The following is a 15,439-nucleotide window of genomic DNA, read 5'->3' as shown; positions in this document are numbered from 1 at the left end:
GGTGGTCGATTAGCCTTTGCGCAGTTGCTGCCGCGCCGGTCCGTTGCTGCGGAAATCCTTCAGGACCATCTGGTACCCGGCCTGGGCCCCCTGCTTGGCCGCCTCCTGAATCCGGGCAAGCGTGGCCTCATCAGCAGACCCCTGAACCGATATGTGCTGCTGGATCGGCGGCATGGCGCTCCACTGGCCCTGGCCGCCGTTGGCCTGAATGTCGCTCAGGGTTCGGTCCAGCTTGGCGCTGGTGCCGGCCGTGGTGACTCGCTCGCCCTTCTGCAACAGCCAGGTGCCTTCACGCGGAATACTATCGATGCCGTCGTGCGCCATACCCACCAGCGACAGGCTGCTGGCCAGCGCGGTGGTGCTGGTGAGTGCTGCAGATGCAGGTGCGGCGTTCGCGCCGAACGATGCCAGCGAGGCCATGGCCGCCGCCGGCGCGTAGGCCGCGGCCATCGACGTACCGGTGACAGCTGCCACCGCAGCCGAGGAAGCTGCGGCCGTGTCGCCGATAGCGGCGTTGACCGCCATCTGCAGGCCGATCTTCACCAGCATGTGCAGCAGGTCGTTTGCAATGCCCTCGGCAAAGGCGCTGAAGTTGAACTTGCCGGTCTTCACGAAGTTGACCAGTTCGTCTTCCAGGCTGCCCAGGGCATTGCTGGTGACGCTGTACATCTGCGACGACATGTCCTTGGCATTGTCGGAATAGTCCTGCCAGGCCGCGCGGGCGCCATCCGCCCAGTTGGATTCGGCAGCGTCAAGCTGGCTGTAGTAGTCCAACTGGATGGCCAGGCGCTCGGCCAGTGCCTCCTCGAGCAGCGCTGTCTCCTTGTCGTAGCGAGACTTGGCATCTGGATCGCCGAGCAGGTCGGCCTCCTTGAACTGCTTGTACAGCTCGCTGCGCTGCTTCGCGAAGTCCTGCTCGATGGCCAGGTTCTCGCGCAGGCGGGAACGGAATTTCTCACCCTGCCCAGCGCCGGCGATCTCAAGCTCGAAGCCCTGGCGCACGATGGTGTTGCTGTCCTTCAGGTTCGCCGCGTAGGTCGCGAGCTTGAGGTCTTCCTGGTTCTGCTTCTGCAGCTTGACCTTGGCATCGAGCTCGGCGGCCAGGTCCTGCAGCACCTTCTTGCGCTCGGCGCTGACACCCTTCAGCTTGCCGGTCTCCAGCTCGAACGCGAGCTTGGCCACCTCGGTAGCCTTGCCCTGCTTGCCGGTGGTCTCGTCGATCAGAGCGATCTGCCGGCGGTAGCCCTCCTCGGCATCGATCCCGCGCTTCTTCAGGGCGTCGGCAGCGGCCTTGGATTTGGACTTGGCATCCTCCTCGGCCTTCTTGGTCGCTGCTGCGGCTTTGATTGCGGCGTCAGCGCGCCGCTGACCAGCCACCAGAAGGTCACCCTCGCCGGCCTTCAGACCCTCGACTAGGCCCGCCTTGATCCGCGCTTCGAGCTTGTCGGCTTCCGTGCGCTTGCCGGCCAGCAAGATCTGCTCCTCGATCTTCTTGGCCATCTCGGTGTAGACCTTTGATGACTCAGCAACTGCGCCGGCAACAACTGGCCTTTCAATGATTCCGTTGAGCTCTGCAATCTTCGACTTCAGGTCATCAACAGCCTCATTTGCATCAACCGCTGCGCCTTTTGCCTGGACAAGATCGGCCTTCCATTTTTCAAGGCTGGGACTTCCTGGAAACCTTCGGATATTTTCGTTCAGCGTGAAAATTCGAGCATTGATAGCGTCCGCTGCCATCGTGGCGTCTTCAAGCTTTTTGGTGTAGTCAGGCAGCGCCGCCGCTGCCTGGTCAGCCTTAAGCGTGCTGAATGATGCGTTCAACTTGGCGATACGCTGGTCGAGTTCCGCCGAAGCCTTGTCCGCCTCGCTGGCTCGCGAAGCGAAGTAAACCAGTGCGCTGCCAGCCAGGAGCGCCACACCAACTGGCCCGCCGAGTAACGCCATAGCTGCTGATGCGGCTCGGGCAGATGCGGTCAGGGTTGCCAAGCCCGCTGCGGCTGATCGTGATACGCCCGCCATTCTTGAGAGGGTTGCCTGATACCGAGCAGTATCGTATTGGACAAGAGCAAACGATGCAGCAGCCTTCACTGCAGCGGAGGCAAGCCTCACAGAAAGAACGCCGGCAAGAACTATGGCGGCCTGTGCCGTCACTTCAATTGCTTGCTTGGCTGCGGGCGATGAAAGCACTTCGTTAAGCGCGTTCACTGCATTCTTCGCGCCCTCAAGGCTGCCATCGCCCGTCAGAAGGCCAGAGATTGTGTTCTGCAGCGCGGTCAGAGAGCCGCCGAAAGTGTCCCTGGCTGCGGCAGCTGCCCCTGAATATGACTCCTCCAGCGCATCTAGGATGATCCCCTGGGCCCCGGCCACATTGCCAGTAGACTCCATCGCCAGAGCCATTTTTTTCTGTTCATCGGTGAAGCGGAACCCCTGCTTGCTGAGGGAGGTGAGGCCCTTCGACGGAACGTCCAGCGCACGCCCGATTGTCTCGGCAGCGTCTTTAACTGTCACCCCAGTTCGGGTCGCCATATCCGCTGCGGACTGCAGCGCACGGTTGAACTGGTTTCCTACCACACCAGTGAAAGCCAGCAGGGTTGTTTGGGCTTGATTGATGTCGCCGCCAGAAAATGTGGTCGCCCGCTCCATAGCGGCGGCCATCCCATTGAGCTGGTCGCGGTTGAATCCCGCTGACTCACCGGTCGACCGAAGGACAGCACTGAGCTGTGCCTGCTCCCGCTCAGCGTTTCTCGTTTCCGAGACAAAGCGCCCGAAGATGCTCGCTACCGACAGGCCTGCTACGACACCCGCCGCAACCTCGCCCAACGCACTCCAGGCAAACTTCGCCTGATTGGCAGCGTCGGCCATCTCTTTGGAGGAGGTTTTGGCCGCCCTTGAAGCCTTTTCCATAGGCCCGGTGAAACCACCAATCCTTGCGATGAGGTCTAAGGTCAGCGTTCCAAGGGACCCTGCCATACATTTCTCCAGGCAAAAAAAAGCCCGCACGAGGCGGGCTATCGAGTTGCGAAAGCTGCTTAAGACTTTTCTTTTGCAGCCACGCTTGCATCTTGAGCGAAGAAGCAGGCATGCCTCGCCGCGCTCATCATTGCAGCGAACAAAACCGCATAAATAGCGGAAGCTACCGATCCAAATATCACAGGCCAGTTGATAACTTGCTTGCCCGCGGACAGGTAATCATTGGCACCTGAAATGCCGACCATGCCGAAGTTATAGATGGATATGAAAGCTCCGATGGTTACCAGTACAGCCATTATCTTGGCGACTGCCACGCACAAATCCAAACCAACCCTGTTCATACGCCCTCCTATTGAAAGGGGCGAATCTACCACTACTCTACACAGGCCCCAAATCAGACCCAGTTGTCCATCGCCTCTTCCAGCGTCTCGACCCGTGGGTCCATGTGCGGAGCAAAGTCCTGGGCATACAGCCGAGGGGCGTCCTTGCCGGTCTTGGCGTTGAAGTACATGGCCTGGAACTGGGCCAGCGTGGCCTCGAGGCGCATGCCTGGGTGGAGCGATCCGCGCTTCTGGCGGAACTTCACCCAGACCAGGAACTCGGGATAGGTCATGTTCTCCTGCGCCTCGGCAATGGTGCGGCCGCCTATCCCATTCATCACCAGCTCGCACCATAGTTCGTCGATCGGCTCTAGCGCTTCTTCTTTCCCGGGGCGGCGCCGTTCTGCACTTCACCGATGGCGATCAGCAGCAGGTTGGTCAGGTCGGGATCGAGAGCCCCCTTCTCCGGATCGGCCTCGCCGGTGATGTCGTTCACGGTGAACACCGGCTTGCCCTCGGCATCGCAGATGCTGGAAGCGATGCGGCAGGCCAGTGGGTCGGCGCCGCGGTGCGCGGCAATGTCGCCCACGGCCGTCTGGTAGGACAGCGGGCGCACGTAGCAAGTGAACTTGCTGCCGGCCCACTCGATCTCCTTGGCCACCGGGCGGGCCGTGAAGGCCTTGGCCTTCTTCAGGTTTGCAATGCTCAGCTCGGTCATGCGGTCACCTTACGAATCCAGGCGGACCCGCCCGAGCGCTGGATCGCGACGGTGGACGCCACCACGGCGTTCAGTGCGAAGTTGAACGGGAAGTCGGCAACGTAGCCGGAGAAAGTGAACCAGGTGCGCGACGACGGCAGAACGAAGTCGGATTCCTCGCTGATCTCTGCTGCTGCAGCTGCCCCGGTCCCGGTGCCGCCTGCGAAGGTGATGTTCGGCGCACTGGTGTAACCGCTGCCTGGGTTGGTGATGTTGATGCTCACCACCTCACCATCATCAACTACGGCTGTTGCCGTCGCACCGGTACCACCACCACCGCTGATACTGACGGTCGGCGCGCTGGTGTAGCCGCTGCCGGCATTGGTCACAGCGATCACCGCCAGGCTGCCGGCCGAAACGGCGGTTGGGGCTGCAGTGCCGTCCGCCCAGCCCACGGCCCAGTGCACCGTGGTGTCGCCATCGGCTTCGGACATCTGGTGCAGGCGGATGTGGCTCGGGTTGTTCGGGTCGGCGTTCAGGCCCAACGAGGCCTGGCCAGGGGTGCGCAGGCCTTTCTTGTAGCTGCGCTCCTTGGCCACCAGGCAGGTGTCCTCGATCTGCTCCGCCGGCGCGCCGCCGGGCTCGAAGCTGGTGGCGCACTCCACCTCCATGACGGTGCGGGGCCCGGTACCGGACACCGGCGGCACCAGGGCGTAGATCTGGGTTCCTTGCGTGAGGATCGACATGTCGTTCTCCAAATGTCGGGCATAAAAAAGCCCGCACAAGGCGGGCGGGGTTTTACGGGTGCAGGTCAGCGCTTGAGAATCCAGGCAGCATCAAAGCCTGCCCGACAGCTCTCGGTCGTAGGGTCGCGCGACTCGGCGCCCCACCGGGTGATATAGGCGTGGAGCTCGATGGCGTCGCGGATTGCATCACGCACCTGGCGGGCGACATCCCCTGTTTTCGCGTACACGTCGACTTGCAGGGTGAGGCCGTCAACGTCTGGGCGACCGGCCAAGTAGTTCTCTGGCGAGCCAGTGACCACCTGCCAGACCGCGTAGGGCTTGGCGACCCCCTCGGGCGCCTCGCCAAACGAGTAGAGCCGCGTGTCCAGGCCGGCGCCCAGCAGCGCGCCGACAGCCGCGTCTGCAGAGCAAAGATCGAAGATCGGTGCACGCATCAGGCAGATACCCCATTCCTGAGTGCCCGCCTGATCGCACGATCAACGGACTTCTCGTATTCAGTGATGAAAGTGTTGGTCGCCTCGCTGATGCTGTCGGCCAGCGCCGGGCGCATGAACGGCACTGCCGCCATGTTCTCGGTGCCGAACTCAAGTAGGCGCCAGTGCGGCGTCGGTGCGTTCTGGCTCAGGTCGCCGCCGTTCTTGAGCACGGCGCCGTGCAGCACGCCGATGCGAAAGCCGAGGTCGCCGGTAGATCGGAACAAGCGGCCATTCCAGCGCAGCGCGATGTTGTCCGAGATTGCCCGGCCAGTTTCCTTGTCGTCGATCCGCTCAGCGCCTTCCTTGGCCTTGGCCATGATGACCTGGGCAGCCCTGCGCAGCGCCGCCCTGCCGCCCTTGCGCTTTACGTCGTAGCTGACGGCCCCCAGCTTGCCCAGCAGGCTATCCAGCCCGATCAGGCTGAACTCGACTGTTTCAGCCATCCTTCACCCCCTTCGAGGTCAAAATGGTCAGGTAGTCCAGCCCAGAGTCAGGGTCGGCGAGCGGAGGCCCGACGATGCTGTAGATCTCGTCGCGGTAGATGATGCGCATGGTCGGCAGTACGCCAGGCCGGTACCGAATGACCATCCGGCTGGTTGCCTCTGCCTGGCCGGCCTTGGCGGCAATGAAGTCCCGTGCGGACAGATCCTCTACGCTCGCCGGGCATCTGCTCCAGCGCGTCACCCAGTCAGGCTCGCCGAACTCACCGCTGGGCTTGCGTACCGGCACCAGCTCCTGGATATCGATGCGGTGCCGCAACCGGCCGGCGCGCATTACACACCCATCCGGATACGGTAAGGCATCAGCAGGTGCTGGGACGCCAGCGGCAGCTCGGTTGCAATAGTGCCGGTGACCACCTCCTCGCGGTTGGCGAACAGGTGGCCGAGCTTCAGCAGGCAAGCAGACTGGATGGCAGCGTTGATCACCATGCCGTAGGCGATGGCGTCGGCCTGGTCGTAGGCGTCGGCCAGCGCTTTGCGGGCGTACTCGAGCAGACGACAACGGGCGACGTGGTCCTGCTCGGCCTCGGCTGCAGCGACCCCCTCAGTGTTGGCCTCGCGCGCTGCCTGCATGTGTGCCGGCAATGCTGCTTTGGCCGCGTCGAGCGCCACCTGGTCCAGGTAGAAGCGGCGATTCAGAAACTGCATCGCCGCCTCCTCCGCCGCATCAAGATAGGCCTGCACCAGCGCCTGGTCTTCCGGCTCGGCCAGCAGGTGGTGCATGGCCAGGTCGATGGGGATCACGGCCATGGGTTACTCCTTGGACTTGGCGTTCGCGCCCTTGCCGCCTTTATTGGCCGGCTCAGGGGCCTTTTTGTTCTCGGGCTCTTCGGCTTTCTTCACGTCGTAGTCCTCGATGAGGCCGTTGCGCAGCAGGTCGCGGGCACGAAATTCGTCCACAGTTATTTCCGTGTTGCGCTTGGCGTAGGTGCCGTTGTTGTTGAAGCCCTTGATGGTCTTGACGGTGACTTCTGGCATGTTGTGTCACGCCCGGTTCCCCGGGCGCGCTCCTGGGCTGATTAAGGGGTGGTGTCGAACTCGCCGTGAACGAACGACTCTTCGCGGTACACCGCCAGCGCCAGACGCTCTTCGGCCCGAATGGTGACCATGTTGGTGCGGAAGTTGTCGCCATCCTCGGTGGAGATCTCGACGGCCGCCTCCTCACGGTCAAACACCTGGGCCGCGATGTTCATCGCACCGACCAGGAACTCGCCTTCAGGTACAGCGTTGCTGTCCACCACCGGCAGCTTCCACAGGCGCTGGACGCCGCCCTCTTGGACGTTGACCCAGATGTAGGAGCCGTTGGCATCCTTGGTCAGCTCGATATCTGCCCAGTCCACCGGGTTCAGCGCGATGGCCGAGGCGCGGTATTCGGCGACGCGGACCTGCAAGATCGCGCGGCGCAGCGTATCGATCTTGGTGTCGCCAGTTTTGCGCAGCGCATCGTTGAAGGCCGTGGCTTGAGGGATCAGGCCGAGCAGGTTCTGGCCGGTACCGTCGCCCGCCAGGATCTGTTCTTCTTCCTTGTATTTCAGGCCGTAGATCGCGCGGCCGTTGATATAGCTTTGCAGCAGCGGGATATCGGACAGCACCTGCTTGGAGGCTCGGAACCAGTGGGCGATGGTGCGCACCGGGGTGTCCTTGAGCTCGAAGGACAGGTCGGACTGTGCCTTGGCGGCACCTTCGCCGGCCTGCGCCGCGGCCATGTTCTGGAAGCCACTTTCACGTACATACTCGACGGAGTTCGAAGAGGTACGGCCAGGCATGATCAGATCGCGGATAGTGAATTCGCGCTCAGGCCCCACCACGATTCCAGGCACCCGGGTAGGCTGGATGCCTGCGCCGACACCACCGGTACCGGTAGTGGCACTGGTGATGTTGGTCACAGCCTTGCGGCCGATACGCGCAATGCCACGACCTCGGGTTTGCAGGGACTGGAAGTCCTCGGACTCGGACAGCTCCTCACCGACCGACTTCGACTCAACCGGGTCATTGGCAGCGAACCGGCGGGCGAGCTTCTGCTCGATCTCCTGCAGGCGGTCCTGCAGGCCCAGGCCGTCTTTTACCAAACCATCCAGCACGGTCTTGGTTTCGGTCAGGATGGTGCCGTGCTCTTTGATCTCAGCAGCCGCCTTGGTGGCGAATACCTTGATTTCCTGGTCGCGCTGGTCGAGCAGTTCATTGACCGCCTTCAGCTGGATCTTGTCGTCGGCGTGTTCCTTGCGCTGGAACTGGCGGTGTTCGGCGCGAGCCTGGTTGCTCATGGCGTTATGCATGGTGAATCCTCAAAACGATGGGAGAGACAGTGCCGGGCGCGACTTCAGCGCCTCGACGATTTCGATTTCTGCCAGGTCGCCCGCGGACTCGCTCCGGAGCAGGTGCTGCAGCCCGCGGTTGGCAATAACCGCCGACTGGGTTTTCGAGAAGCCTGCCTCGCGCAGGAGCAACTCAAACTCGGGCATCGAAGGCAGGCCGCCGTGGGCAAGCTTCGATTTGATGGTGTCGGTTCGTGCTTCATCGTTCGCTGGCACGGTGACGATGGAGATCTCGATCAGGTCCAGCTTGGTCAGCGTGCGAATACGGGTCTTCTCATCGAAGGTGGACTCGCGAACGTAGTAGCCGATGGACAGGCCGGTGATGGAGCGGGTTTGCATACCTCGGTAGGCAATGCGCGCATAGGGCGCGTCTTCCAGCCAGAGCTCGCCAGAGCCGAACAGACCTCGCTCGTCTTCTTTCAGGCTGGCGATATCCCAGCTGCCGATCGGCTCGCCTGTACGGTGCTGCCAGAGCACGGGGAAGGTGCGCCCCTTGGCCTTGGCGTCCTCGATTGACTCCAGGAATGCGCCAGGTGCCACCACTTCGTTGTAGCTGTCGACCACGCCAAACACAGATCCGTAGCCAGAAAAAAGGCCGTCGTCACCGACAGCCTTCACGTCATAGTCGAAGGAGCGGTACTTGACCGCCGCCTGCCGATCCTTGTGCCTCATGGGGTGTTACCTCTTGGCTGGTCGTTGAGCCAGTCGAGCAGCGCCGACTTGGCCTGGTTGGCACCGCCGGGGTCTTCGCCCAACTTGTCGATCGGCAGCATGTTGGATTGCACGGTGAGCTTCGCGGCGTTACCACCTTCAGGCGGCAGGTTCTCTTTGCGCCGGCAGTCGTCCCGGGTGTAGATGCCGTTCTGGGTCATCGAGCTGTAGAAAGCCGCCCGCGCCGCGCTGTCCATGCGCAGCAGGCCTTCCGGGTTGAACTTCACGTAGAAGCGGCGGCGCTCATCTGGGCGCAGCAGGCGCCGGTTGGCGCACATCTCGATGCGCTTGATCCAGGGCAGCAGGGTGAAGGATAGGAAGCCGATCATCTGCTGCTCCATGCCGGTGCCCCAACTGGTGGAGTTCTGCGTGTGCCCGACCATCCATGGCGGCACTCGGAACCAGCGGCAAATCTCCTCGACGTTGAAAGCCCGGGTCTGGAGCATCTGTGCATCTTCCGGCGTCATCGACACCGACTGGTACTTCATGCCCGCCTCGAGCAGCATGGTCTTGCCGGCATTGGTCACGCCCTCGTACTGCTTGACCATGTCGTCGCGCAGCTCGCCGCGCTGTTTCGGGTTGAGGATCTGGTCGGTTGAAAGCACCCCGCCGAGCTTCATCCCATTGGCGAACATCTTGGCCGCCGACTCATCCGCGGCCATCGCCGATCCCAGCACCTGGCGCCCATAGGACAGGGGCGAAAGACCGCACAGCGGGTCGGTTCCGAACGCCCTGACGTGGACCATCTGCTCATCGGTGAGTGTGTGCGGTTTGCCGAAGCTGTCCGTGTATCGGTATTCGATACGGCCATCTGCCAGGCGGCGCGGCGGCGACATGTTCTGCGGGAGCAGGAACTCCAGGCTGGTCAGTGACCTGCCGCTCATGTGCGGCTCGCAGAAAGAATTTCCCTGCAGCAGCAGGCTGGCCATAACGTTTTCCCAGAACTCCACCGGCGTCTGGTCGGCGTTGGGCTGCTGGCTGATCACGAAGTTGACCGGGTGAGAGCTGGCCACTACAGGCGCGCCGTTCTTGTCTTCGTAGAGCGCGATCGGCAGTGTGGCAATTGTCTCGGCGATGAGCCTCACGCAAGCCCACACCGTCGACAGCTGCAGGGCTGTCTGCTGGCTGACAACCTTACCCGACGCCGAGTCGGTGCCGTAGAACTTGCTCCAGAAAGTGGAATCGGTGAGGCCAATTCGCCTGCCGGCCCAGCCTGCCACGCTGGAAGCCATGCCCGGTTCGGCGGATTTGAACAGCGCTTGCCCCAGCACCTGGGTGAGAGATTTAGCCACTGGTCAACCCCTTGCGGACGAATCCGGCAGCGGCGAGGCAGGCGAAGGCTGCAGCCAAAAGGCTATAGCCCAGGCCCGCCAGTACATACACACCCGCGATGCCCAGCAGCAAGCCGCCGGCGGCGAGTGCCAGAAAGATGATGAGGCCAGTTTTCATAGGTTTCCTGTCAGCCAAGCACGATGGGATTGGCGAAGAAGTTGTCGAAGCCGCCGGAGCCCTCGGCCACCAACCGCAGCACCGACCCGATAGCCATGATCAGCGCAACAGCGCCGTCAATCTTGTTGTCTTCGCCCTGCTTAATCGGGCGCACTACGTCGTCGTTACCGGGCAGGTTCTTGCCGATCACGTTGCCGATACACCAGGTCATGATCGGATTGCCGTCGTGGTGGAACCGGCCCGCCTCGATCGCCGCTTCCAGCTCCTTCATGGGGTCGGACATGTTGGTGTAGTTCTGGGTGACGGTGACCGGGTTGAGTCCTTCGTCGTCCAGGTCGTGACTGAGACCCGTCGCCCCGTGTGGGTCAATCGGGCTCTCTGAGATCGGCGCGAGCTTGTTGGCTTCCTTGGTGTCCTCGAGTATTTCCCGGTAATCCACTTCGGCGCCGGGTGTCGTGTGCAGGTGGCCGGTGTTGACCCATGCCTGGAAGCGCTCAGTCATGCGCTTGTTGTCCACATCATTGGCGGTGTCTTCCGGCACCCAGAACGCTGGCCCGACGCTGTAGTAGTGGATCTTCCCGTCGATCTCTCGCCAAAACAGCCTGGCCCGGGAGTTCATGTCCAGCTTGCGCGCCAGGTCGAATCCAGCAATCCACTCCTGCCCTTCGAACTGCTCGAGAGAGAGCGTCTTGTCCTCGCAAGCCTTCCAGCTCTGCATGTTGAAAAAGCCAGATTTCGCGGTCACCCACAGGTTCAGGTGCTTGGTCTTGAAGGTATTGGTGAAGCGCGCCGAGCGGATGCCCCTGGCCAACTGGCTTTCCAGGTACTCCTGGAACACCGACACCCCCATGCAGGGATTGGCCTTGGCCAGGTTCTTCGGGTCAGTCCAGTCGTCGCCCTCGTCGAGCGTCCAGATGTAGCCGAACAGCTCCTCGTCAGGAACGGTGCCGTTCAGCATCTCGATGACCTGGCGGCGCTTGTCGTAGCACGGGCCCTCAATGTCCGCACCGGCGGTGGTGATGATGAACATCAACGGCTGCCTGCGGGCGCCCATGCCGGTGATCATCGTGTCGTACTGAGCAGCAGTGGCGTGCTCGTGGTACTCGTCGACAATCGCACACGAAGGAGAAGCTCCATCACCAGGATTGCCGATCAGCGGCTCGAAGCGGCTTCCGTTGGACGGGATGTTCATATTCGAGGCGTTTACCTCGATTCCCGCAGCCTCAATAAGCATGGGCGAGCGACTGACCATCAGTCGAGCAGGCCGGAATACCTCCCAAGCCTGCACCTCGGTCGTCGCGCCGGAGTAGACCTCAGCACCGAACTCATTGTCGGCAACGAACATGCTAATGCCGACGCCGGCAGCGATCACCGACTTACCGTTCTTGCGCGGCACTTCCCAATAGCTTTCACGGAAGCGCCGATACCCGCCCTTCTTCCGGACCCAGCCGAAGGTGCAGGCCAGTCCGAATAGTTGCCAGGGCTCCAGGGTGATCAGCTGTCGCTTGAACGCCCACTCGCCCTTTGTGTGGGGCAGCAGCTGCATCAGCCGCAGTTTCTTCTCAGCCTTGGCCGGATCGAATTTGTACGGATAGTTCTTCGAACGGCTGGCCGCCACATCCTCGAAGTGCCGCTCGATCGCTTGGTGGATGAAGAGGCAAGCAGGAAACTTTCCTTTGAGGACGGACCTCGCCCACACCATTGCCTTGTCGACGTTCGTGTACTTGGCTCTGGCCATCAGGAACTCAGTAGGGCTGCAAACTCGTTGGTGGATTTCTGCTTATTGCCGCCGATGATCCGCGTGCGGCTGGCGGGGTCCAGGCCCAGCATCGAGCCGAAAGTGACCATCTGGCGCATTGCTTCGTTGGCCGCGGTCAAAGCCGGGTTTTTTATGGGGCTGCCCTGAGCCGACTCTACGACGATGCCGAACTGATCGACAGAATCCTGAGCCAGTCGCCAGTTGCTGTAGGCCGTGCAAAAGGCTTCAACGTTGTGCAGGTCGGTCAGCGCAAGGACGTTTTCGCGCAGTAGCTCCGGCACGAGCATCCGCCACACGACAGCTGCGCGCTCGCTCAGCCACTCCGGCGGATCGACATCAGTGATGCGGGTGAACTCGGGTTCGGCCTTGTTCAGTGCCCGTTTGCCGGGGTTACCGGCGAGCTGTTTCTTGGCCGTCGGCTTGGGTTTGCGACCACGGCCGGCGACCGTGGCGGGGCCTCCCATCGCGCAACTCCTGAATTTTTAATTTCGCGGGTGTGAAAAAAAGACTGAGGGTGCGGTGTCCGAGCGAAAGGGCCTGGACTTTTGACCCTCCCCCTCCCCGTCAACGAGATTTCTTCTCATTTTCGTCGTTTTCGATCATTTTTTGACCGTTTTCGACTCCCGCTGCGTCTTGGTCTTGTGGCAGTCGCGGTTGATCGCCCGAAGGTTGTCGTCATCGTCGGTGCCGCCGTGGGCCAGGGCAATGATGTGATCCACCTCATGCGCTTCGCGGATGCGCCCAAGCTGTGCGCAGTCGTCGCACCGACAGAGGTACTGATCTCGCTTCAGGATTCGCTCACGCTTGCGCCGCCATGGTCGACCACCACGCCCTGACCCCTTGCGAGTCGCCCAGGACTTGGCCTGCTCGGCAGCCAGCTCAGCATGGCCCTCACAGTAGCCGCTGGCATTGCGGTGCAGTGCTCGGCAACCTTGGGCGCGGCAGGGGCGCTGCGGCCTCAGCGGCACGGGGCGCCACTCAGGTAGGTCAGCGGTACCGCATCGGCGCCTGCGGCCTGGTCATCACTCAGCGCCTCGATCAGTGCCAGGTTCTGTGTTGCGATCTGCTCGAGCAGCGCGGTCTGTTTCTTCTGCTCGGTCAGCAAGTCGCTCACGCCAGGCTGCAGTTGAGCGGTGATACCCGCCTCAAGTACAAGCAGTTCACAGTCCAGGCGATCGGTCGTGCCCTTCAGGACCCCTGCCAGCTTCTCGCGTACTTCCGCCTTCAGAGGAAACGGCACGCTGATCACCAGCAGGTCGCCCTTCTTCGGGCTCAGACTCTCGATCTGGTCGGTAATGCTCATGACGCCACCTTCGCATAACAGCGGGTCTTGTCCTTGAGGCTGGAGATATCCACCTCAACCACCTGGGCTTCTGCTGACACCACGGGAATCTCGCGAGGCAAGACGGTGATCACCGCATGCCAAGCACCATTCTCGACTGACGCCTTCAGCTCAACGCTTAGCACGCCGTCCAGCTCGCTACCGTCACTCAGCAGAACCTTGGTCCCCATTACGAGGTGAGGGCTGCCTGGATTGTTCTTTTCTGCCGGCACGATCGTCGCCACCGACAATGATTTGCTTAGCTCGCTCATAAGCCACCTTCTTCCATTTGTTGATCCAGGCGCGCCGGGCGGCGCATCCGCTGCAGGCCATCAGCTTGAGCGCCGTGGCAACTTGAACTCAGCAAACCGATCAGCCAGGTCGGCGATCTTCTTCACACCCAGGAAGCCGATGAATACGCCGGCAGCCGTGGCAAAGTTCTGCGGCAGACCGAAGTACTCGAGCAGCGGGATAAGGCCAATGGTGATCAGCGTGCACAACGAGGCTTCGAGCAGCGCCTGTCGTCGTGTACCGCCGCCGTAGATGATCCGCAGCGCGCCGACGACGAACGACAGCGCACCTGCATAGATTGTTGGGGCGTGCTGGCTCAGCCAGGCGAGCACAAGCAGCCAGGTGTCTGGTTTGTCGGGCATGCTGGACATCCGGGTTCCTCCCTTTCGGGGAGCTGTGAATAAAAAGCCCGCTCAAGGCGGGCAGTGGCCCCGTGCTATCGTCGAGTTTCCACACAGGACGTTTCAAGGAGCGAAAAACGATGAAGGTACACCTCAAGTGCGCCAAGTGCGGCAGTGACAAGTTCGAGGTTCCGGCCAGGCCGAACGACAACTCGAAGATCACCTGCGGCAAATGCGGCGCTGTCGAGACTTACGGAAAGCTCATGAAGGCTGTGGGCGACAAGGTCACGAAAGACCTGCAACGGCAGCTCGGGAAACTTTTCAAGTGACTTGAGTGCTTTTGCCAGAGGGCGCAGGAAGTCAGCGGCGCCCTCAACCTCAACATCGAGCTCTAGCTTCTCCATGCGACCTCCAGATATGAAAAAGCCCCGGCAAATGCCGAGGCTCGAATGGGTGCAGAGGGCCGGTGCTTACCCGGCTTGATGGGCTGGATCGCTGGGTCACGTACCCCAGCCTCTCATCGCGTAACCGATCAGGGAGCGCACGGCTTTGATCGATGCCACTACCGACTTAGCCCAGCTGCCTGGGCGTGTCATCTGCATAAAACGGGACGGCCGACACAGCCAAGATCCCCGGCATTGCCTAGACTCCAGCCCAGGCCGACATATATAGGAATCGTGATGAGATTCAGAATTGACTATTTCCTGAGGGGAAAGGAGCGATGGTGGTGCTGCGAGGCATCAACTGACACCCTATCGCTCGATGATGCTTTGCTCGCACTCATCACGCTCCACATGTCCTATGAGGACCAGGTTTTGCGCGTCGATCTGCCTCGCACCTCAGCTCTGGATCACATTCAGCTGGCGAAAGAGCTCGGCATCTCAGACGTGAGAGTGAGCCCCTCGATAACAAAAAACCCCGACTTGTAGGCTGGGGTTCGTCTATGTCGTGCCGCTTGCGAGCCGCATAATCGAAAAGCCCAGCGCGATGGCTGGGCTTGAAGGCTCAGGAAACTTGCCTGCTGTGATGCCAGTAAAGATAGGCGAGACCAACCGGTGCGACGAAAATTGCAAACGACCAGCACATGGCCATCGTGAAGACTTTCACCATCAGCATAAGAAGGGCATTTACAAAAAACACATTGCCGCCCATGACGTAACCAACCACGCTCTCGTATACGAATCGAGAATATGGGTAGAGCAGCGTGCAAACTATCGCCATCACAATCAACCCCGGCTTGCCCATAAGACCGCTTGGGCTATTGGCAGCGACCGATAGAATCAGAATCGCAAACAACGATCCAAAAATGAGCTGACGTATGTAGTAGCTAGGTGCCAGTCCGCCGAACGTCTTGGCAAAAATCTGGCGCATAAGATCCCTCTCAGGCTTGGAAAAAGGACGCTGACTTTAGCAGCCCTGTTTCGGCATTCAAGGACCAAAAACAAAAACCCCGACACAATGGCCGGGGTTTCTCTGTGTCGCGTTGTTGCAAGCTGGACACGCTGCTATGAAAACAGGTGTTTATCCGCCCGCATAGAACTTT

Annotated in this window: 22 protein-coding genes and 1 pseudogene; all 23 read right to left on the bottom strand. The window is 61.2% G+C overall.

Features of this window, described 5'->3' with window-relative positions:
* Positions 1-9: 9 nt before the first annotated feature.
* Entirely contained in the window at positions 10-2,970 is a 2,961-nt protein-coding gene (locus CR917_RS08860) for a phage tail tape measure protein (protein ID WP_104572169.1), read from the bottom strand.
* Between the two features lie 59 nt (positions 2,971-3,029).
* Positions 3,030-3,311 (bottom strand): hypothetical protein, encoded by a 282-nt coding sequence (locus CR917_RS08855; protein ID WP_104572168.1) that lies wholly within the window; start codon positions 3,309-3,311, stop codon positions 3,030-3,032.
* 53 nt (positions 3,312-3,364) lie between these two features.
* Positions 3,365-3,628, bottom strand: coding sequence for a hypothetical protein (locus CR917_RS08850; protein ID WP_104572167.1), 264 nt, complete (start codon positions 3,626-3,628; stop codon positions 3,365-3,367).
* Between the two features lie 32 nt (positions 3,629-3,660).
* On the bottom strand, positions 3,661-4,008 hold the full coding sequence (locus CR917_RS08845) for a phage tail assembly chaperone family protein, TAC (RefSeq protein WP_104572166.1): 348 nt from the start codon (positions 4,006-4,008) through the stop codon (positions 3,661-3,663).
* Positions 4,005-4,442, bottom strand: coding sequence for a phage tail tube protein (locus tag CR917_RS28005; RefSeq protein WP_371920449.1), 438 nt, complete (start codon positions 4,440-4,442; stop codon positions 4,005-4,007). Before CR917_RS28005 ends, CR917_RS08845 begins: the two co-directional genes overlap by 4 nt.
* A pseudogene (locus CR917_RS27650) lies at positions 4,424-4,733 on the bottom strand (phage tail tube protein); the annotation flags it as partial. The pseudogene CR917_RS27650 and the gene CR917_RS28005, both read right to left, overlap by 19 nt.
* 65 nt (positions 4,734-4,798) lie before the next feature.
* The gene (locus CR917_RS08835) at positions 4,799-5,167 is read right to left on the bottom strand and encodes a DUF3168 domain-containing protein (protein WP_104572164.1); all 369 of its coding nucleotides are present in this window, start codon (positions 5,165-5,167) and stop codon (positions 4,799-4,801) included.
* Positions 5,167-5,652 carry an HK97-gp10 family putative phage morphogenesis protein gene (locus CR917_RS08830; RefSeq protein ID WP_104572163.1) on the bottom strand — a complete coding sequence of 162 codons (486 nt, stop codon included), beginning with the start codon at positions 5,650-5,652 and terminating at the stop codon, positions 5,167-5,169. The genes CR917_RS08835 and CR917_RS08830 overlap by 1 nt, the downstream gene beginning before the upstream one ends.
* The gene (locus tag CR917_RS08825; RefSeq protein WP_104572162.1) at positions 5,645-5,983 is read right to left on the bottom strand and encodes a phage head closure protein; all 339 of its coding nucleotides are present in this window, start codon (positions 5,981-5,983) and stop codon (positions 5,645-5,647) included. The genes CR917_RS08830 and CR917_RS08825 overlap by 8 nt, the downstream gene beginning before the upstream one ends.
* On the bottom strand, positions 5,983-6,459 hold the full coding sequence (locus tag CR917_RS08820) for a head-tail connector protein (RefSeq protein ID WP_104572161.1): 477 nt from the start codon (positions 6,457-6,459) through the stop codon (positions 5,983-5,985). Before CR917_RS08820 ends, CR917_RS08825 begins: the two co-directional genes overlap by 1 nt.
* 3 nt (positions 6,460-6,462) lie before the next feature.
* Complete coding sequence (locus tag CR917_RS08815; RefSeq protein ID WP_104572160.1) at positions 6,463-6,687, bottom strand: hypothetical protein; 225 nt, start codon at positions 6,685-6,687, stop codon at positions 6,463-6,465.
* 41 nt (positions 6,688-6,728) lie between these two features.
* Positions 6,729-7,985: a phage major capsid protein gene (locus CR917_RS08810; protein WP_104572159.1), complete on the bottom strand. Its 1,257-nt coding sequence runs from the start codon at positions 7,983-7,985 to the stop codon at positions 6,729-6,731.
* 9 nt (positions 7,986-7,994) lie between these two features.
* Positions 7,995-8,696, bottom strand: a complete 702-nt coding sequence (locus CR917_RS08805; protein ID WP_078480004.1) for an HK97 family phage prohead protease — start codon at positions 8,694-8,696, stop codon at positions 7,995-7,997.
* Positions 8,693-9,967, bottom strand: a complete 1,275-nt coding sequence (locus CR917_RS08800; RefSeq protein WP_256589641.1) for a phage portal protein — start codon at positions 9,965-9,967, stop codon at positions 8,693-8,695. The genes CR917_RS08805 and CR917_RS08800 overlap by 4 nt, the downstream gene beginning before the upstream one ends.
* 52 nt (positions 9,968-10,019) lie before the next feature.
* The gene (locus CR917_RS27390; RefSeq protein ID WP_173925040.1) at positions 10,020-10,184 is read right to left on the bottom strand and encodes a hypothetical protein; all 165 of its coding nucleotides are present in this window, start codon (positions 10,182-10,184) and stop codon (positions 10,020-10,022) included.
* A gap of 10 nt (positions 10,185-10,194) precedes the next feature.
* Positions 10,195-11,922 carry a terminase large subunit gene (locus CR917_RS08795; protein WP_104572157.1) on the bottom strand — a complete coding sequence of 576 codons (1,728 nt, stop codon included), beginning with the start codon at positions 11,920-11,922 and terminating at the stop codon, positions 10,195-10,197.
* Entirely contained in the window at positions 11,922-12,407 is a 486-nt protein-coding gene (locus CR917_RS08790) for a phage terminase small subunit P27 family (RefSeq protein ID WP_104572156.1), read from the bottom strand. Before CR917_RS08790 ends, CR917_RS08795 begins: the two co-directional genes overlap by 1 nt.
* Before the next feature lie 135 nt (positions 12,408-12,542).
* Positions 12,543-12,911 carry an HNH endonuclease gene (locus CR917_RS08785; protein WP_104572155.1) on the bottom strand — a complete coding sequence of 123 codons (369 nt, stop codon included), beginning with the start codon at positions 12,909-12,911 and terminating at the stop codon, positions 12,543-12,545.
* Positions 12,902-13,246 carry a hypothetical protein gene (locus tag CR917_RS27645; protein WP_104572154.1) on the bottom strand — a complete coding sequence of 115 codons (345 nt, stop codon included), beginning with the start codon at positions 13,244-13,246 and terminating at the stop codon, positions 12,902-12,904. Before CR917_RS27645 ends, CR917_RS08785 begins: the two co-directional genes overlap by 10 nt.
* Positions 13,243-13,536 carry a hypothetical protein gene (locus tag CR917_RS08775; protein ID WP_104572153.1) on the bottom strand — a complete coding sequence of 98 codons (294 nt, stop codon included), beginning with the start codon at positions 13,534-13,536 and terminating at the stop codon, positions 13,243-13,245. Before CR917_RS08775 ends, CR917_RS27645 begins: the two co-directional genes overlap by 4 nt.
* 60 nt (positions 13,537-13,596) lie before the next feature.
* On the bottom strand, positions 13,597-13,926 hold the full coding sequence (locus tag CR917_RS08770) for a phage holin, lambda family (protein ID WP_104572152.1): 330 nt from the start codon (positions 13,924-13,926) through the stop codon (positions 13,597-13,599).
* A gap of 65 nt (positions 13,927-13,991) precedes the next feature.
* Positions 13,992-14,300 (bottom strand): hypothetical protein, encoded by a 309-nt coding sequence (locus CR917_RS27265; RefSeq protein WP_158255583.1) that lies wholly within the window; start codon positions 14,298-14,300, stop codon positions 13,992-13,994.
* Between the two features lie 601 nt (positions 14,301-14,901).
* Positions 14,902-15,267 (bottom strand): hypothetical protein, encoded by a 366-nt coding sequence (locus CR917_RS08755; RefSeq protein ID WP_104572149.1) that lies wholly within the window; start codon positions 15,265-15,267, stop codon positions 14,902-14,904.
* Positions 15,268-15,439: the final 172 nt, after the last annotated feature.

Source organism: Pseudomonas sp. BRM28 (assembly GCF_002939405.1).
Taxonomy (GTDB): domain Bacteria; phylum Pseudomonadota; class Gammaproteobacteria; order Pseudomonadales; family Pseudomonadaceae; genus Aquipseudomonas; species Aquipseudomonas palmensis.
The sequence above is the reverse complement of the archived record's forward strand: the minus strand, read 5'-3'. Positions and strand labels throughout refer to the sequence as shown.